The organism is Streptomyces viridochromogenes, assembly GCF_001270495.1.
GTDB classification, from domain to species: domain Bacteria; phylum Actinomycetota; class Actinomycetes; order Streptomycetales; family Streptomycetaceae; genus Streptomyces; species Streptomyces viridochromogenes_A.
Genome location: NZ_LGUR01000117.1, coordinates 319,437 through 337,249 on the forward strand (window position 1 = coordinate 319,437; position 17,813 = coordinate 337,249).

The window sequence follows — 17,813 nt, forward strand, 5'->3', positions numbered from 1 at the left end:
TTCGCTTGTGTCAGCCACGCAGTGCGTCGAGCCTGCGCCGGGCGGGCCCGAGGGCGCGGGGACGGCTCATCACCCCCGCCCAGGGGTTGGTGCGGGCCTGGTCCACGGCATCCGCGATGGTCCAGCGGCGGGCGTCGAGGTCCGGGTCGTCCAGCTCGGCCCAGGTGAGGGGCGTGGCCACGGGGGCGCCGGGCCGGGGGCGCACGGTGAAGGGCGCGACCGCCGTCTGGGCGTAGGCGTTGCGCTGCACGTCCAGGTAGAGACGGTCACCGCGGTCCTTCTTGCGGGCGGCGGTGGTGAGCCGGTCCGGGTGGGCCTCGACGAGGGTGTCGGCGACGTCCCGGGCGAACTCGCGTACCTGGTCGAAGTCCTGCTCCCCCTTCAGCGGTACGACGACATGCAGGCCACGTGACCCGGTCGTCATGAGCGCCGACGGCAGCTTCAACGCGTCGAGCAGTTCGCCGAGCAGCCCGGCCGCCTCCCGCACCTGCGCGAAGTCGTCCTCGGCCGGATCGAGGTCGAAGACCATCCGGTCGGGGAAGTCGATGCGATCCGTGCGCGACAGCCAGCGGTGCAGGGTGAGACACGCCTGGTCGGCGAGGTAGACGAGGGTCGCGACGTCGTCGCAGACCGTGTGGCGGACGGTGCCGTCCTCCTTGGCCACCTCGACCCGGGTGATCCAGTCCGGGTAGTGCTCCGGGGTGTTCTTCTGCATGAACTGCGGTCCGTCGACGCCGTCGGGGTGCCGTTCCAGCATCAGCGGACGGCCGCGCAGATGCGGCAGCATGAACTCGGCGACGGACCGGTAGTAGTCGACGAGGTCGCCCTTGGTGTACTCCTTGGCGCCCCCGTCACCGGGAAAGAGCACCTTGTCGACGCGCTTGACCTCGACGGTACGGCGGCCCGCCCGCACCTGTTTCGTGCCGTCGCCGCCGGTCACCGTACGACCGCCTCCTCCACCAGCAGTTTCCCCGCGGCGGCGATGGACGCGGCGTCGATGCCCGCGGCGTGCAGCTGCTCGTCCGGCGAGGCCGAACCGGGCATCCTGCGGACGGCGAGGCGCACCAGGCGCGGCACCGGGCGCCCGTCGAGGAAGGCGTCGAGGACGGCGTCGCCGAGGCCGCCCTCCTCGTGGTGGTCCTCCACGGTGAGCAGGCAGCCGGTCTCCTCGGCGGCCCGGCGCAGGGTGGCCCGGTCGACGGGCTTGACCGAGTAGAGGTCGACGACCCTGACCTGGATGCCGTCGCGGTCCAGCGCGTCGGCGGCGGCGAGTGCCTCGTGCACGGTGACGCCGGCCGCGACGACGGTCAGCCGGTCGCGGTCGCTGGAGCGCAGCACCTTGCAGCCGCCGACGGGGAACTCCTCGTCGGGGCCGTAGATCACCGGGGCGGCGCCGCGCGAGGTGCGCAGATAGCGGACGCCGTCGAGACCCGCCATGGCGGCGACGAGCTGCGCGGTCTGGTTGGCGTCACACGGGTAGAGCACGGTCGAGCCGTGCACGGCCCGCATCATCGCCAGGTCCTCCAGGCCCATCTGGCTCGGCCCGTCCTGTCCGATGGCGACGCCCGCGTGCGAGCCGACGAGGTTGATGCCGACACCGCTGACCGACGCCATGCGCACGAAGTCGTGGGCGCGGGTGAGGAAGGCCGCGAAGGTGGAGGCGTACGGCACCCAGCCGCGCGTCGCGAGCCCCACGGCCGCGGCGACCAGCTGCTGTTCGGCGATGTAGCACTCGAAGAACCGGTCGGGGTGTGCCTTGGCGAAGAACTCGGCGCGGGTGGAGTCGCTCACCTCGCCGTCGAGGGCGACGATGTCGCCGCGTCCGGTGCCGAGCGCGGCGAGCGCCTCGCCGTAGGCGTTGCGGGTGGCGACCTCCTCCCCCTTCTCCCAGCGGGGCAGTTCGAGGTGTCCGGCGGGCACGGCGTGCAGCATGCGGGTGGCGGGCGGCTCGTGGACCCGGACGCGCAGGTCACGCGGTCCGCCGAGTTCGGCGATGGCCTCGTCGGCGTCCGGCAGCGGCTTGCCGTGCAGTCCCTCGCGGTCCTCGACGGCGCCGACGCCCTTGCCCTTGAGGGTGCGGGCGAGGATCACGGTGGGCTGCCCGACGGTGGACCGGGCCTCCCCGTAGGCACGGTCGATGGCGTCCACGTCGTGCCCGTCGACCTCGACGGTGTGCCAGCCGAAGGCCTGGAAGCGGCGGGCGTAGGCGTCGAGGTCGTGCCCGTGCCGGGTCGGGCCGCGCTGGCCGAGCCGGTTCACGTCGACGATCGCGGTGAGGTTGTCCAGATGCTCGTACGCCGCGTGCTCGGCGGCCTCCCACACGGATCCCTCGGCGAGCTCGCTGTCCCCGCACAGCACCCACACCCGGTACCCGGTCCGGTCCAGCCGCTTCCCGGCCAGCGCGATGCCGACGCCGATCGGCAGGCCCTGCCCGAGCGAACCGGTCGCGGTCTCCACCCACGGCAGCCGCCGCGGCGTCGGATGCCCTTCGAGCCGGCTGCCGAGCTTGCGGAAGGTGACCAGTTCGCCGTCCTCGATGGCGTCCGCGGCCTTGTAGGCGGCGTAGAGGAGGGGTGAGGCGTGCCCCTTGGAGAGGACGAAGCGGTCGTTGCCGGGGTGGGCGGGGCGGTCGATGTCGTAGCGGAGGTGCTCCGCGAGGAGTACGGCCATCAGATCCGCGGCGGACATCGACGACGTCGGATGCCCCGACCCCGCGGCGTCGGAGGCACGCACACTGTCCACGCGCAACTGCTGGGCCAGTTCGACGAGTTCAGCGGTGTTCATGGGTGTCCTGGTCTCCTTCGGAAGGCTGGCGGGAGCGGGGTTCGGGGGCTATGGGGGCGTCCGGGTGCGGCTTGTGCACGGCCGGCGAGCCGGGCGGTGCTTCGTCGTCCGCGGAGGTACCGGGGTCCGGCCCACGGCCCGCGCGCAGATCGGGTCGCGTCACCGGGCCGGGCGGCTCGGGGTGCTTGCCGGCGTCGGGGTCCTGGACGGGGTCGGGCGGCTCGGACCCGGTTGCGGGGCCGGGCCCCGGACGCGTGGCGGGTTCACCGGCTGGCTGGTCCTTGGCCGGCGCGCCGCCGGGCTGGTTCTTGGCGGGTTCACCGCCAGGTTGGTTCTTCGCGGGCTCACCGCCGGGCCGGTTCTTCGCCGGCGCGCTGCTCGGCTGCCGCCCCTTCGCGGACTCGGGCTCGCGTCCGGACGATCCGGACTCCCCGGGATTCGGTCCCGCCGAGGGCGCCTTCTCCGGCCGCCCCGGCGTGCGCGCCAGCTCCGGGGAGGCGGTGTCCAGCGGCACCGACCACGAGCGAACCAGCCCCAACTGCACGGCCTGGCGCGGCAGTACGGCGTCCAGGAGCCAGTCGGCGGCGACGCGTACGCGGTTGCCGGGCATCGCGGCGAGGTGGTAGCCGCGGGTGACGGCGCCCGCCGCCACGCCGGACAGGTGGACGCCGAGCGGGTTGGCGGCCGCCTTGACGCCGCCGAGGTCCACGACGAAGCCCATGTCGCGGTGGCGGTAGGCGCGCCGCTCACCGAGGCCCAGGGACGCGGCGACGTTGTGGGCCACGGTCTTGCCCTGCCGCCAGGCATGCTGGGCCGTCATCGGCGTGTACTCTCCGGGCTTCTCCAGGTCGGGCACGGCGGCTCCGTCCCCCGCTGCGAACACCTCGGGCCGGCCCGGCACCTGGAGGTGGGGGTCGACGAGGAGGCGGCCCCGCTCAAGGGGCAGGCCCAGGGACTCGGCGAGCGGGTCGGGCCGTACTCCGACGCACCACACCAGGGTGCGGGTGTCGACGAACTCGCCGTCGGTCAGCAACACCCCACCGTGTGTGGCCTCCTTCACGGAGGTGCCCATCCGTACGTCCACGCCCCGCTGCCGCAGCACCCGGTCGGCGGTGCGGGAGAGCCTCGGGTCCAGCTCGGGCAGGACGCGGTCGGCGATGTCGAGCAGCAGCCAGCGCGGCCGCATACCGGCCCGCAGAGGGTGTTTGCGCACCTGGGCGTCGGTGAAGAGCTGGCCCTGCGCGGCGACCTCCGTACCGGTGTATCCGGCACCTACGACGACGAAAGTGCACCGCGCGGCGCAGCTCTTGGGGTCGTCGGCGGCCGCCAGCTCCACCTGCCGGGTCACGTGGTCGCGCAGGTACAGCGCCTCGGGCAGGCCGCGGAAGCCGTGCGCGTGCTCGGCGACGCCGGGGATGGGCAGCAGCTTGTTGACGCTGCCCGCGGCGAGGATCAGCCGGTCGAAGCGCAGGCTTCCGCCGTCGCCCTCGGGTCCGGTGTAGTGGACGGTGTGCCCGTCGAGGTCGATGGAGTCGGCCTCGCCCAGCACGAGCCGTACATGAGGCAGGGTGCCGGAGAGCGAGACGGTCACCCGGCGTGGTTCCAGGATGCCGGCGGCGACCTGGGGCAGCAGGGGCAGATACAGGAAGTAGTCGGTCGGGTTCAGCAGGGTGATGTCGGCCTTGTTCCGGGTGAGCCGGGACAGGGTGCGGGCCGCCCGGTACCCGGCGAATCCGGCGCCGACGATCACGATGCGGGGTCGACTCACGGTTTGCCTCCGGGGCTGTCGCGTACCTCGGGAGCCTTCCGCGTCCCCCTGGTCAAGGCCCCCAAACGTCGCCCCCCGGCCGGCGCCGGCTTCCGGAGCGCCGACCCGTACGTCCCGGTTCCGGGTCGGTTTCCCGCCTGGCCGCCGGGTACCCGGACGGCGACCCGTCCCCGCCGCCGACCCGACGCGGCAGTTCCGGAGGTGCCCCCCATGCCCGAGTACGGCTATTTCCTGGCGTGCGAGGAGTTCCGTCCCGCCGAACTCGTCGAGCAGGCGAGGATGGCGGAGCAGGCCGGATTCCAGTCGCTGTGGATCTCGGACCACTACCACCCGTGGAACGACGCGCAGGGCGAGAGCCCCTTCGTGTGGTCGGTGATCGGCGCGATCTCGGAGGCGGTGTCGCTGCCGGTCGAGACGGCCGTGACCTGCCCGACCGTGCGGATCCATCCGGCGGTGGTGGCGCAGGCCGCGGCGACCTCCGCGGTCATGACGAACGGCCGCTTCCGGCTCGGCGTCGGCTCGGGCGAAGCCCTCAACGAGCACGTCCTGGGTCATGTGTGGCCGCCCGCGAGCGTCCGTCTCGAGATGCTGGAGGAGGCGATCCTGATCATGCGCCGGCTGTTCACCGGCGAGGAGATCAGCCACTACGGCAGCCATTACCGGGTGGAGAACGCCCGCCTCTACACGGTCCCCGACGAACCGGTCCAGATCGACATCTCCGGCTTCGGCCCGGCGGCGACGGCCCTGGCGGCCCGCGTCGGCGACGGCTTCATCACGATGATGCCGGACGAGGAGCTGGTCACCCAGTTCCGCAAGGGCGGCGGGCACGCCAAGCCGGTGATGGGCGGCACGAAGGTCTGCTACGGCACCGACCGCGACGACGCCGTACGCACGGTGCGGCGGCTGTGGTCCAACCAGCTGCTGCCCGGCGAGATGGCCCAGATCCTGCCCTCGCCGCGCCACTTCGAGCAGCTGGAACCGCTGGTCACCGAGCAGATGGTGAGCGAGAACACGGTGTGCGGCGACGACGTCGACGAGCACGTGGCCGAGCTGAACGCCTTCGCCGACGCGGGCTTCGACCGGGTCTACGTCAGCCAGATCGGCCCCGATCAGCGCGGGTTCTTCGACTTCTACCGCACCAAGGTGCTGCCTCAGCTTCAGCCGTGACGAGGGGCGGGCCCACGCGATGAAACTCCATCTCCCCGTCGTCTCCGTCTACACGGTGCCCACCGACGCCCCCGAGGCGGACGGCACCCTGGCCTGGAACTCCACGACCGTGGTGATCGCCGAGGTGACGGCGGGCGACGCGACCGGCACCGGCTGGACCTACGGCCCGGCGGCGGTCGGCGACTTCCTGCGCGACCACCTCGCGCCCCTCGTCGAGGGACGAGGCGCCCTGGACATCCCCGCCGCGCACGACGCGATGACCAGGGCGATCCGCAACGCGGGCCGCCCGGGCATCGCCGCGTGCGCGCTCTCGGCGCTGGACATCGCCCTGTGGGACCTCAAGGCCCGACTCCTCGAACTGCCCCTGGCCCGGCTGCTGGGCAGCTGCCGCGAACGCGTCCCCGTCTACGGCAGCGGAGGCTTCACGACGTACCACGACACGCATCTGGCCGCGCAGTTGAACGGCTGGGTGCACGGCCAGCACATCCCGCGCGTGAAGATAAAGATCGGCGAGGACTGGGGCCGCGCGGCCCTGCGCGACGTGGCCCGGGTCCGGGCGGCCCGCCAGGTGATCGGCGTCGAGGCGGAGTTGTACGTGGACGCCAACGGCGCCTACACCCGCAAGCAGGCGATCCGCGTCGGTCACGCCCTCGCCGAGCACGGCGTCGGCTGGTTCGAGGAGCCGGTGTCCTCGGACGACCTGACCGGGCTGCGGCTGATCCGCGACACCCTGCCGTGCGACGTCACGGCCGGCGAATACGGCTACGACCTCCCGTACTTCGCCCGCATGATCGCCGCGGGCGCGGTCGACTGCCTCCAGATCGACGCGACCCGCTGCGGCGGCCTGACCGAGTTCCTGCGCGCCGCAGCCCTGGCCCAGGCCCACGGCCTGGAGGTCTCGGCCCACTGCGCACCGCACGCCCACGCCGCGGCGGCGGCCGCCCTGCCCAACCTGCGGCACATCGAGTGGTTCCACGACCACGTCCGCGTGGAGGACATGTTCTTCGACGGCGCCCTGGATCCCAGGGGCGGCACGATCACCCCGACCCAGGGCCTCGGCCACGGGCTGACGCTGAGGGCGGAGGAGGTGCAGGAGTTCCGGGTCGGCTGACACGGCCCATCGCGTCGCGGCAGCACCGGAGCGCTCAGCGGCGAGCCAGGCGGCTCAGCCGACGTGCAGCCAGCACGCCGACGCCGATCGTGACCGCCCGCCCCACCCTGCCACGGTTGCGGGACAGCCACTCCTGGCGGCTTCCCGGGCGGGACTCCTCGTCGAAACGCCCGTGCGCCCCGAAGTCCCGCCCGTGCGGACCGTCCGCCGGCGTCCACAGGTTCCCCGGAGCGGCCTGCTCGCCCTCGTCGTGCTGCGCGTCGAACCCGGTACGCGCCAGATACCGGTCCAGGAACCCGGGAACGACGGCGTTGGCCATCAGCGTCGCCACCGTCGAACCCCCGACCCAGTACTCCCGGCGCCGCCCGTGCCCCGCGGCGTGCACGATCGCCCGCGCGGCCACCTCCGGCTGGTACACCGGCGCCACCGGCCTGGCGCGTCCCGGCACACGGCTCAACACCCAGTCGAACTGCGGGGTGTTGAGAGCGGGCATCTGCACCATCGTCGTACGCACCCGGCTCCCGTCGCGGAGCAGCTCGCAGCGCAGCGACTCGTTGAACCCCTGAATCGCGTGCTTCGCCCCGCAGTACGCCGACTGCAGCGGGACCCCGCGGTAGGCGAGCGCGGAGCCGACCTGCACGATCGTGCCCCGGTCGCGCGGCAGCATGTGCCGCAGGGCGGCCCGGGTGCCGAACACATACCCCAGGTACGTCACTTCGGTCACCCGCCGGAACTCGTCCGGAGTGATCTCGGTGAAGGGGGCGAAGATCCCGGCGAAGGCGTTGTTGACCCAGACGTCGATCTGCCCGAAGGCGTCGACGACCTGCTGGGCCGCGTCGTCGACGGCCTTGGCGTCGGCCATGTCCACGGTGACGACCAGGGCCTCACCGCCGGCCCGCTGCACTTCGTCCGCCGCACCGGCGAGACCCTCGCGTCCCCGGGCGAGCAGGGCGACCCGGTCACCCCGCGCGGCGAAGGCCAGGGCCGCGGCCCGGCCGACACCGCCGCTGGCCCCGGTCACGACGACGGCCCTGCCGCGCTTCGGCAGGGCCCCCTCCCGCGGCTTGCGCACCGGCCTCACGCCCGGTGGTGCGGCTGCTCGGGGTCGATGTCGTCCGGGTGCGGCTGCCGCGCCCCGGGCGCGTGCGGTGTCCCCGCGCCGGGCACTCCCGCCTCGGGCGGGCCGGCCGGCATCGGGGGATACGGCAGGCCGAGCCCGCCGGGCGGGGCGACCGGGGCGCTGCCGCCGACGGTGCGTCCGGGGGCGTGTCCCGGCTCCGCCGCGTGGTCCGGCATCGGCCGGGACGCCGACGGGCGTGCGGCGCCGCGCAGCGCATACGCCACCACGCCGAGGATCGCCGCGGTGATCAGTGCCGCGGCCCAGTCCGGCAGCCCGGTGGCGAGGCCCAGCCCGAGGGCGAGCGCGAGGGCCGCGCCCGCGTACAGGGCGACGGCGCCGGAACCGGCGTAGAGCATGGCCCGGCGGCGCTGCCTGCGTGTCTGCTCGCGCAGTTCGTCGCGCACGGTCTCCCGCGCCACCTGCGCCAGCTCGTCGACCAGTTGCTTGTCCAGGTGCTCAAGATGATCCAAGCGGTCCATGGGCGCCGAGTACCCGCACAGGCGTGCGCATAACAGCGTGTGTCACGGCACGTACCCGCACGTGAACCCCTCGGAGTGAGGGGATCGCGTGAAACGATCTCCCCAGCCCCGGCTCCCCCAACTAGGCTCGTCCGTATGGACATCCTGGGAACCACGCTGCGCGTGTGCGTCGACGACCTGGAGAGGGCAGTCCCCTTCTACGAACGGCTCGCGGGCGGCCAAGCCCTCCGCTTCGAACGCGGCGGCGTCCAGGTGGCCGCGATCGGCTGCTTCCTGCTGATGAGCGGCCCGGAGGCCGAGCTGGAGGTGCTGCGCAAGGTCGCGGCGACGATCGCCGTGAAGGACGTCGAGGAGGCCCACCAGGTGCTCACCGAACTGGGTGCGCACATCATCGCGGGTCCGGTGCCGACGCCGGTGGGCCGCAACCTGATCGCGATGCATCCCGACGGGGCGATCTACGAGTACGTGGACCGCCAGGGCTGATCGTCAGGGCTGGTCCAAGGCCGACACGATGATGTCGGCCAGCAGCGCGACGAGTTCGCCGGGGGGCGCCGGCCGGCTAGGCCCGCATCTCGGCGGTGATCGCCCACCGCTCGTGATCCCGCCAGGCCCCGTCGATGAAGAGCATGCCCGGCGAGAAGCCCTCCAGGCGGAAGCCGCAGGCGCGGGCGAGGGCGATCGAGGCGGTGTTGGCCGGCTGGACGTTGATCTCCAGCCGGTGCAGCCGCAGCGGCCCGAAGGCGTGGCCCACCACCAGGTCGAGACCCTCGCGCATCAGGCCGCGCCCGGCCGCGTGGGCGAAGGCGCCGTAGCCCAGGGCCCCGCACTGGAAGGCGCCCTCGACGATGTTGTTGATGTTGACGAACCCGGCGATCCCCCCACCGTCGTCCTTCGCGCAGACCAGGAACCCCGCCTTGCTCGGATCCTCGATCAGCCGTCCCGCGTAGGCGGCGTACGCCGCGGCGCCGTCCGGCGGGAAGAGCCACGGATGGTGCAGTTCCTTGCTCTCCCGGGCACGCGCCGTGAACTCCGCGCTGTCCTCGTACGTGAAGTGACGTATGCCCACGCGGGGGCCTTCGGCGAGATAGCGGGACGCGGGGTGAGGCATTGCGCCAGCCTACGACGACCCGCTATCGACGCCGGCCCATGAAGTACGCCCCGACCAGCGCACCGATGACCCCCATGGCGAGCAGCGCCAGCCACAGCGGCATCGTGACCAGGGGCACCAGCAGACGGATCTCGGTCTCGCGGGTGTTCTCGAAGACGAGGACCAGGGCGAGGGCGAGCAGCACCAGCACGATGATCCCCTTGGGGGTCAGCGCACCGCGCCGGCCGCTCTGCGTCCCGCCCGCCTTCCTGCCACCCTGCGACGTCGTCCTCGCGGTCATATGACTAGGATGCTCCCGGCGACGCGATCACGCATGGTGAGCGACCCTGCAAGCGCTCAGCCGATCACCGGCAGTTCGATCACCCCCGTGTCCTCGGGCGCGCTGACCACGGTCACCGGCTTGATCCCCCGGTTCCCGAAGTACGCGTCGTCACTCGCCGCGATCACGAACCGCAGCCGGTGCCCCTTCTCGTACCGGTGCACGATCCCCGGCAGGGTCACGGTGAAGCTCTTGGTGACGTCGGGCACGCGGACCGGTGCGACCAGCCGGTGCACCAGCGTCTTCGTGCCGTCGGGCGCGACGTCGTACAGCTTGGCGAACAGGACGAGCTTGTCGGCGGCGTCCCCGGAGTGCTGGGTCCGCTCCGCCCGCGGGGAGACGACCTTCAGGGTGGCCCGGGGTGCGCCCACGACGTCGGTGGTGCGCGCGAGCGGCTCGCTGGTCCAGCCGAGGTAGGTGCCCTCGGTGTCGTACGGCGCCGGGTCCGGGAGGCCGATGGCTCCGGCGAGTGAGCTCTCGGAGTGGCTGGTGGGGACGAGCCAGTTGGTGTACGTCCGGCTGCCGCGGGCCACCTTGCGGCGGTTGTCGACGAGCTTGCCGTCGCCGGAGAGGTAGAGCGTCCGGCTGAGCGCGGGGACGCGGTCGGTGGTGGCGTAGGTGTCGTTGGGGTCGGTGATCCAGTCGCGGTAGTAGGCGAAGTCCGGTCCGGTGTCGACGTTCCGTTTCCCCAGGTAGCGGTCGAACCAGGCGAGGATGCGGCGGCCGACGTAGCTGGTCTCCAAGTTGCCCTGGCCGAGGTTGAGTTCACCGGCGGCGGGGTCGCTGATGCCGCCGCTGTGGCCCCAGGACTGCCAGATCATCTTCGTCGGCGTTCCTTGGGCTTTGAGGGTCTTGTACGTCGCCGTCGCCTCGTTGAGGTTGAAGAGGCTGTCGGCCTGGCCCTGGACGAGCAGGGTGGGTGCCTTGACGCGGTTCAGGTACGAGACCGGCGAGACGCCGCGTGCGTAGGTGAGCAGCTCGGCGGTCTGCTTCGCCGGGTAGCGGCCGGAGTTGAGGGTGCGGACGGTGTCGCAGACCTTGGTGACGAAGTGCAGGCAGGCGAGGGAGTTGACGCGGGAGGGGTCGAGGTTCGGCTCCAGCAGGGGCTGGCCCTCGCCGATGAGGTAGAAGCCGTTGGCCCACTGCCATTTGAAGGCGCCCGGCACATTGCTGCCGGCTGTCGCGTTGTTCGGGTCGAGGGAGTACACCAGGTCGTGCCAGGTGATCATCGGCACCAGCGCGTCGAGGCGCTGGTCGACGGCCGCCGTGGCCAGCTGGATGGCCCCGCCGTAGGAGCCGCCCACCATGCCGAGGCGCGGGTCGCCCGGGGCGTCGAGGGTGACGAAGTCGGCTTTCGTGCCGTCGTCGGCGGCGCGGCTGCCGCCCAGGAAGTCGATCAGCCGGGAGGCGGCGACCGCGTCGATGGTGGGGTCGTCGAGCGAGATGAGGCAGCCCGACTCGCCGAAGCCGAGCCCGGAGTAGACGAGGGAGACGTATCCGCGCTGGGCGAAGGTCTTGCCGATGGCGTCGGTCGAACCGTCGGACTTGCTGCCGCCGAAGCCGTTGGTGGCGAGGACGGCGGGTGCGGGGTGGGCGCGGTCCACGCCCGCGGGCCGGTACAGGTCGGCGTCGACGATGCAGGTGCGGCCGCCTGCCTGGACGGTGAACTTCAGGGCGGTGACGGTGAACTGGGCGCTCGCGGCGGCGGCCGGAGCGGTGAGCGCGAGGGGTGCGGTGAGCGTGGCGCCGAGGAGGAGAGCGAGCGGGGCTCGGAATCTGGGCACACGTCGGGACACGGAGACCTCCACACTGAGGCACGTTGAGGACAGCCCTGTTTACCGACCAGTAAGTACTGGCCGGTTGTCATGGTGTGACACGTGTCAGACGAGGTCAATCGCCGTGACGGTGGTTTCTTGACAGAAATTCAGTGAAGGGCGGGTCAGGCGAGGGCGGGCTCGTCGAGGGTCAACGTCCCCGCGTCGGCGTCGAGTTCGGCGCCGACCCCGAGGGGAATCGTCAGCGCCCCTTCACCGTGCCCGAACCCGAACTCCTCCACAACGGGCACACCGAGGCCGCCCAGCCGGTCAGACAGCAGCGCACGCACCCGCTCGTACGGCTCGCACTCCTGCCACGACCCGAGCAGCACCCCGCGCACGCCGTCGAACAGGCCGGCCCGCAGGAGTTGGGTGAGACAGCGGTCGAGCCGGTACGTCTCCTCACCCACGTCCTCCAGGCACAGCAGTCCGCCGCGCGCGGAGGTCCGGGCGTGCGGGGTGCCCGCCTCGGCCGCGAGCAGACAGAGACAGCCGCCGAACGTGACGCCGCGCGCCCGGCCCGGTACCAGCGCGGAGCCGGTGGAGGTGATCGTGCGCACCGACTCCGGCTCGAACAGGGTGGCCCTCAGATGCTCCTGCGCCCGCGCGTTCTTGATGAAGTCGATGCCCGCCGCCATCGGCCCGTAGAGCGTGGCCAGCCCGAGCCGCGTGGCGAACGCCTCGTGCATCACCGTGACGTCGCTGAATCCGACGAACACCTTCGGCCCGGCCGCCCGCATCGCCTCCCAGTCGAGAAGGCCGACCATGCGCTGGGCCCCGTAACCGCCCCGGGCGCACAGCACCGCGGCCACGGAAGGGTCGCACCAGGCGGTCTCCAGATCGGCGGCCCGGTCGGCGTCGCTGCCCGCCAGATAGGCGAACTGCCCGTGCCGGTCCAGCACATGGGGTGCCACCACCGGATCGAGATCCCAGCCGCGCAGTATGTCGAGCCCGGCCTGCAGCCGCTCCTCGGACACCGGCCCGCTGGGTGCGACGACGGCCACGCGGGCGCCGGGGGCGAGGCGGGACGGCCGCAGGAGCGGCCGTACGGGCGTGTTCACTTGGTGAGCTCCAGTTTCGGCACTCCGGGCGGGTTGAGTCCGAAGGCCTGGGCGTACAGGGAGAGTTCGGACTCCAGGACGCGGATCATGGTCTCCGCCCGCCGGAAACCGTGGCCCTCCCCCTCGAAGGCGATGTAGGCGTGCGGCACCCGGCGTCCCTCCATGCGGGCGAGGAACCGCTCGCACTGGGCGGGCGGGCAGATGACGTCGTCCAGACCCTGGAGCAGCAGGAACGGCACGGTGAGACGGTCGGCGTGCACGGCGGGTGACCGTTCCGCGTACCGTGCCGGCACCTCGGCGAGCGGTCCGACCAGGGTCTCCAGGTACCGCGACTCCAAGTCGTGGGTCTCCCCGGCACCCCAGCCGGCCAGGTCGAGGATGGGGTAGAGGATCGTGCCGCAGGCGTAGACGTCGGTGGTGGTGAGCGACGCGGCCGCGGTCCAGCCGCCCGCGCTGCCGCCGCGGATGGCGAGCCGGTCGCGGTCGGCTGTGCCCTCGTCGGCGAGGGCGAGCGCGACGGCCGCGCAGTCCTCGACGTCGACCACGCCCCACTGCTCGCGCAGCCGGTTGCGGTACTCCCTGCCGTACCCGGTGGAGCCGCCGTAGTTGACCTCGGCGACCCCGATGCCGCGCGAGGTGAAGTAGGCGATGGCCAGGTCGAGCACGAGGGGCGCCCGGCCGGTCGGCCCGCCGTGCGCCCAGACGACGAACGGAGGCGGGGTATGGGCGGGGGCCACGCACCCGGGGTTGTGGGGTGGGTAGACGTGCGCGTGGATCTCGTCCCCGGCGGGGCCGGTGAAGGTGCGGATCTGCGGCTCGGGGTAGTAGGCGGGGTCGACGGCGTCGTCGTGTTCGGCGCCGATGACCCGGGCACGGCCCGTACAGGTGTCGAGTTCGACCACCTCGTGCGCGCTGCGCGGGCTGGCGCCGACGGCGACGATCCGCTCGCCGTACACCGCGAGTGTCGGCTCGAACTCCGTCCAGGGGCCCGCCGCGTCGACGATCTCGCCGGTCTCGGGGTCCAGCACCCCGAGGGCGGTCGGCCCGCGGCCGTGCACCACGGCGACGAGCCCGCCCTCCAGTGGGGCGAACCAGCGCAGGCCCGGCTTCCACAGCGGCCCGCCGAACTCCTCGTCGCGCGGGCACAGGGGGTCGCCGTCGCGGTAGAGGTTCCACCAGCCGCCGCGGTCGCTGACGTACAGCAGCCGGCCGTCAAACGCCCAGTCGACCTGGGCGATCGACTCCTCCGGGCCACCGGCGACGGCCCGCGGGCTGCCGAGCGTGCCGTCGGCGCCGACGTCGGCGACCAGCAGCTCCGTGCCGTCCCAGGGCATGCGCGGATGGTCCCAGGCGAGCCAGGCCGTCCGCCGCCCGTCGGGCGAGATCCGCGGCCCGGTGACGAACCGGTGCCGGTCGTCGGTGAGTTCGCGTACGGCGTTGCGGTCCTCGGCCGCCGATCCGTTCAGCGGGACGGCGGCCAGGACGCGCCGCACATCGGTGGGCCCCTCCCCCGTGAACTCCTCCAGCACGCACCACACTTCGCCGAGTTCGAGCCGCACCTGCGGCTCCGCCCAGCGCAGTCCGCCGCCCACGGCCGACACGGGAGTGAGCGGTCGCGGCTCGCCGCCCTCGTCGTACCGGTAGAGCCGCTGATCGGCGAAGTCGACGAAGACGACGAGCGGCCGCCCGTCGACCAGCACGCCCGCCCAGGGCTGCCCGCCGTACTCGACGACCCTGCTGCGCACGTTCCACGGAGCGGGCAGCACGGAGTCCTCCATCCCCTCGGCCCGCCGCCGCACCAGGGTGCGCCGGCCGCCCTCCGTGGGCCGCGGCTCGGTCCACCACACCTCGTCGCCGACGAAGCCCACCCACTCGGGGTGCCCGTCGTGGGTGGCGGCGAGGGCCGCGTCGATGGGCGAGGGCCAGGAACCGTACGCCAGCGTCCGCACTGTCTCCCCCATCTCGCCTAGGCCGTCCGCAGGAAGCGGTCGAGGACACGGACGCCGAAGTGCAGCGCCTCCACCGGCACGCGCTCGTCGACACCGTGGAACATCGCCCCGTAGTCGTAGCCCTCCGGCAGCTTCAGCGGGGAGAAGCCGTAGCCGGTGATGCCGAGCCGTGAGAACTGCTTGGCGTCCGTGCCGCCGGGCATGCAGTACGGCACGACGTGCCCCTCGGGTGCGAACTCCTCGACGGCGGCGCGCATCCTGGCGTACGTCGGCGAGTCCACCGGCGACTGGAGGGCCACCTCGCGATGGTGGAACTCCCAGTCCACGTCGGGCCCGGTGAGTTCGTCGAGGGTGGCACGGAACTCGTCCTCGATGCCCGGGAGATAGCGGCCGTCGACGTAGGCCACGGCCTCCCCGGGGACCACGTTGACCTTGTAACCCGCCTCCAGCATGGTCGGGTTGGCGCTGTTGCGGACGGTCGCCTCGACGAGCCCGGCCACCGGGCCGAGCTTCTCCAGCAAGCCGTCCACGTCGTCCAGGTCGGCCTCCAGGCCGTACAGCGCGGCGAGTTCGGTGAGGGCGGCGCGGACCGTCGGGGTCAGCCGCAGCGGCCACTCGTGGGCGCCGATCCGGGTGACGGCGGCGGCGAGGCGGGTCACCGCGTTCTCCCCGTTGGGCCGGGAGCCGTGCGCGGCCTTCCCGCGTGCGGTGAGCTTGACCCAGCCGGTGCCGCGCTCCCCCGCCGCGATCGGGTAGATCTGCCGCCCGCTGCCGTCGTGGACGGTGAAGGCGCCGGACTCGCTGAAGCCCTCGGTGCAGCCCTCGAAGAGCCCCGCGTGCCGGTCGGCGAGGAACCCGGAGCCGTCCTCGGCGCTGGCCTCCTCGTCGGCGGTGAACGCGATCACGACGTCCCGTCGGGGCCGTACGCCCTGCCGGGCCCAGGCCCGGACGACGGCCAGGATCATCGCGTCCATGTTCTTCATGTCGACCGCGCCCCGCCCCCACACCACCCCGTCGCGGATCTCCCCGGAGAAGGGGTGCACGCTCCACTCGGCGGCCTGCGCCGGCACCACGTCCAGATGACCGTGGACCAGCAGCGCGTCGGCCGACGGGTCGGTGCCCTCGAAGCGGGCGACGACGTTCGTCCGGCCCTTGGTGCGCTCCAGCATCGTGGGCTCCAGGCCCGCCTCGGCCAGCCACTCGGCGGCGTACTCCGCGGCCGGGCGCTCCTGGCAGTCGCCGCCGCCCCGGTTGGTCGTGTCGATGCGGATGAGGTCGGAGGTGAACGTCACGACCTCGTCCAGTGCCTGCTGGTCAGCCATACTGCTCCTCCACCGCGGCCGAGACGATCGTGGTGACCGCCTTGAAGGTACGGATTCCCTCGTACATGCGCTCGCTCGTGTACGCCACCTTCCGCTCCCCGATCCGTTCGACACCCGGGACGACGGTGGCAGCCATCGCGAGATGCTCGGCGTCGAATTCGAGGGCGACGGTGAACGGGCCCTCGCTCACCGGCGCCTGACGGACCGCAAGCGCGGCCGCCTCCTTGGCGGCGGCCCGGATGTCGGCGGCGGTCCTGGCCGGCGTACGGCACACGGCGGCGTACCGCGAGACATGGTCCTTGACGGCGACCTTCAGCGCCTCGGGCGCGTACCCGAGGGCGTCCTCGCAGGCCACGTCGTCGCCGGTGACGAGCACGACGGGCACACCGTACTCGGCGACGACACGCGCGTTCAGCAGTCCCTCGCTCGCCCGCACGTCGTTCAGCCACACGCCGGTGACGGAGTTGGCGAGGTAGGTGTGGGCGAGGACGCCCTCCATGCCGGCGCCCGCGTGGTAGCCGACGAAGGCGATGCCGTCCACGTCGCCGTGCTGCACGCCCTCGACCATGGACAGCGCCTTGTGCCGGCCGGTGAGCATCTCCGCCCGCTCGTCGAGCCGTTCGAGCAGCAGATTGCGCATGCTCCAGTGGGCCTCGTTGATGACGACCTCGTCGGCGCCCCCGTCGAGGAATCCCAGCACGGCGGCATTGACGTCCGAGGTGAACATCCCCCGGCACCGCTCCCACTGCGACGTCCCGGGCAGTACGTCGGCCGGCCAGGTCACGCCGGTGGCACCCTCCATGTCGGCGCTGATGAGGATCTTCATGTGGATTCACGTTACGCGTCGACGAGGGAACTTCCTACGAGTCGGAAGAGCCGTATCAAGCCGTGGTGCGGGGCTTGAGGAAGGCCAGCGGCACGGCCACGACGGTGGCCACGGCCATCACCCCGGCGGTGACGACGGCCTCCCCGGTGGACAGGCCGCTCGCGACCCCGGTGAACAGGGTGACCAGCAGCGCCCGGCCGCTCATGCTCAGCGAGGACGCCGGTCCCTGCAGTTCGGGGAAGACCTGGAGGGAGCGGCCGAAGACGACCGGGTAGACGGCGGCGAAGCCGACGCAGAACACGGCCAGCGAAGCGGTGGTGGACACCGGGCCGTCCCCGAAGGCGAGGAACAGCCCCACCCCGGCCACAGCGGCGGCGATGCCGCACGCCACGGTGCGTCCGGGACCACCGATGAGGGCCATGAGCTTCGCGGCGAAGAGGCTGGTGACGGCGAACGACGCGACGATGACCAGCAGATGGCCCGCGAAGGCCAGGGTGGACAGCCCGAAGTCGTCCGTGTACTCGCCACCTATGGCGAGTGACGCCGACTGCAACGTGTCCCCTTCTGAGCGTTCCCGATACGAGGGTGACCGTCGGTATGAGTTCGGTCCTCGATGCGAGCTTGGATCTCAAGATCGGTCGTCGCTCATCGTAGGCAGACGGTCGCCCCTCGCCACAACGTGATTTCTCACCCCGACCCGCTGTCCGGGCACGTCGCGAGCGGCCGAGCACCTCTTTCACGCCCCCGAGGCGCGCTTGTCAGCCACCCGGTCCGGGCACTACTGTCACCACGCCTTGGTGAACGGGAAATCCGGTGTGATGCCGGTGCGGCCCTCGCCACTGTGAATCGGGAAGTCCGGCTCCGGCCCTCACGGGCAGCCACTGGGTCCTTCGGGACCCGGGAAGGCGGAGCACGGGCGGTGCTACCCGTCAGCCAGGAGACCGGCCAAGGCACGTCAACCATCCACGAGGTGCTGGAGAGGGTC

Annotated in this window: 16 protein-coding genes and 1 riboswitch; of the genes, 3 read left to right on the forward strand and 13 right to left on the reverse strand. The window is 72.3% G+C overall.

Annotated features, from left to right (window positions below):
* Positions 1–10: 10 nt before the first annotated feature.
* The 3 genes from ligD to ADK36_RS13475 are packed head-to-tail and all read right to left on the reverse strand — an operon-like array spanning position 11 to position 4,552.
* Positions 11–940 carry a non-homologous end-joining DNA ligase gene (gene ligD / locus ADK36_RS13465; RefSeq protein ID WP_048579427.1) on the reverse strand — a complete coding sequence of 310 codons (930 nt, stop codon included), beginning with the start codon at positions 938–940 and terminating at the stop codon, positions 11–13.
* Positions 937–2,784, reverse strand: a complete 1,848-nt coding sequence (locus ADK36_RS13470) for a transketolase (RefSeq protein WP_048579428.1) — start codon at positions 2,782–2,784, stop codon at positions 937–939. Before ADK36_RS13470 ends, ligD begins: the two co-directional genes overlap by 4 nt.
* Positions 2,771–4,552 carry an NAD(P)/FAD-dependent oxidoreductase gene (locus tag ADK36_RS13475; RefSeq protein ID WP_078916018.1) on the reverse strand — a complete coding sequence of 594 codons (1,782 nt, stop codon included), beginning with the start codon at positions 4,550–4,552 and terminating at the stop codon, positions 2,771–2,773. The genes ADK36_RS13470 and ADK36_RS13475 overlap by 14 nt, the downstream gene beginning before the upstream one ends.
* Positions 4,553–4,762: 210 nt before the next feature.
* On the opposite strand from ADK36_RS13475, the gene ADK36_RS13480 reads away from it, so the two are divergent.
* Together ADK36_RS13480 and ADK36_RS13485 are read left to right on the forward strand one after the other, a co-directional pair.
* Positions 4,763–5,719 (forward strand): LLM class F420-dependent oxidoreductase, encoded by a 957-nt coding sequence (locus tag ADK36_RS13480; RefSeq protein ID WP_048579429.1) that lies wholly within the window; start codon positions 4,763–4,765, stop codon positions 5,717–5,719.
* A 19-nt stretch (positions 5,720–5,738) separates the two neighbouring features.
* A complete protein-coding gene (locus tag ADK36_RS13485) occupies positions 5,739–6,830 on the forward strand; it encodes an enolase C-terminal domain-like protein (RefSeq protein ID WP_048579430.1) in 1,092 nt (363 codons plus the stop codon).
* A gap of 34 nt (positions 6,831–6,864) precedes the next feature.
* Here ADK36_RS13485 and ADK36_RS13490 read toward each other — a convergent pair whose 3' ends face one another.
* Together ADK36_RS13490 and ADK36_RS13495 are read right to left on the reverse strand one after the other, a co-directional pair.
* Entirely contained in the window at positions 6,865–7,902 is a 1,038-nt protein-coding gene (locus tag ADK36_RS13490; protein WP_078916019.1) for an SDR family oxidoreductase, read from the reverse strand.
* A gap of 5 nt (positions 7,903–7,907) precedes the next feature.
* Complete coding sequence (locus ADK36_RS13495; RefSeq protein WP_048579431.1) at positions 7,908–8,429, reverse strand: phage holin family protein; 522 nt, start codon at positions 8,427–8,429, stop codon at positions 7,908–7,910.
* Between the two features lie 135 nt (positions 8,430–8,564).
* Between ADK36_RS13495 and ADK36_RS13500 the strand changes: the two genes are divergently transcribed.
* Positions 8,565–8,912 carry a VOC family protein gene (locus ADK36_RS13500; protein WP_048579432.1) on the forward strand — a complete coding sequence of 116 codons (348 nt, stop codon included), beginning with the start codon at positions 8,565–8,567 and terminating at the stop codon, positions 8,910–8,912.
* A gap of 76 nt (positions 8,913–8,988) precedes the next feature.
* Here ADK36_RS13500 and ADK36_RS13505 read toward each other — a convergent pair whose 3' ends face one another.
* The 8 genes from ADK36_RS13505 to ADK36_RS13540 form a co-directional block, all read right to left on the reverse strand.
* Positions 8,989–9,537 (reverse strand): GNAT family N-acetyltransferase, encoded by a 549-nt coding sequence (locus tag ADK36_RS13505; RefSeq protein ID WP_053197602.1) that lies wholly within the window; start codon positions 9,535–9,537, stop codon positions 8,989–8,991.
* A 22-nt stretch (positions 9,538–9,559) separates the two neighbouring features.
* The gene (locus tag ADK36_RS13510) at positions 9,560–9,817 is read right to left on the reverse strand and encodes a LapA family protein (RefSeq protein WP_048579434.1); all 258 of its coding nucleotides are present in this window, start codon (positions 9,815–9,817) and stop codon (positions 9,560–9,562) included.
* A gap of 56 nt (positions 9,818–9,873) precedes the next feature.
* Positions 9,874–11,652 carry a CocE/NonD family hydrolase gene (locus ADK36_RS13515; RefSeq protein WP_199830162.1) on the reverse strand — a complete coding sequence of 593 codons (1,779 nt, stop codon included), beginning with the start codon at positions 11,650–11,652 and terminating at the stop codon, positions 9,874–9,876.
* A 143-nt stretch (positions 11,653–11,795) separates the two neighbouring features.
* Complete coding sequence (locus ADK36_RS13520; RefSeq protein WP_053197606.1) at positions 11,796–12,731, reverse strand: S66 peptidase family protein; 936 nt, start codon at positions 12,729–12,731, stop codon at positions 11,796–11,798.
* Positions 12,728–14,692, reverse strand: a complete 1,965-nt coding sequence (locus ADK36_RS13525; protein ID WP_053197608.1) for an LpqB family beta-propeller domain-containing protein — start codon at positions 14,690–14,692, stop codon at positions 12,728–12,730. The genes ADK36_RS13520 and ADK36_RS13525 overlap by 4 nt, the downstream gene beginning before the upstream one ends.
* A gap of 5 nt (positions 14,693–14,697) precedes the next feature.
* On the reverse strand, positions 14,698–16,002 hold the full coding sequence (locus tag ADK36_RS13530) for a M20/M25/M40 family metallo-hydrolase (RefSeq protein WP_048579438.1): 1,305 nt from the start codon (positions 16,000–16,002) through the stop codon (positions 14,698–14,700).
* The gene (locus ADK36_RS13535; protein WP_053197610.1) at positions 15,995–16,828 is read right to left on the reverse strand and encodes a M55 family metallopeptidase; all 834 of its coding nucleotides are present in this window, start codon (positions 16,826–16,828) and stop codon (positions 15,995–15,997) included. Before ADK36_RS13535 ends, ADK36_RS13530 begins: the two co-directional genes overlap by 8 nt.
* A gap of 55 nt (positions 16,829–16,883) precedes the next feature.
* Positions 16,884–17,381 carry a hypothetical protein gene (locus ADK36_RS13540; protein ID WP_199830163.1) on the reverse strand — a complete coding sequence of 166 codons (498 nt, stop codon included), beginning with the start codon at positions 17,379–17,381 and terminating at the stop codon, positions 16,884–16,886.
* Between the two features lie 225 nt (positions 17,382–17,606).
* Positions 17,607–17,792, forward strand: a riboswitch (cobalamin riboswitch).
* The last annotated feature ends 21 nt before the right edge of the window (positions 17,793–17,813 follow it).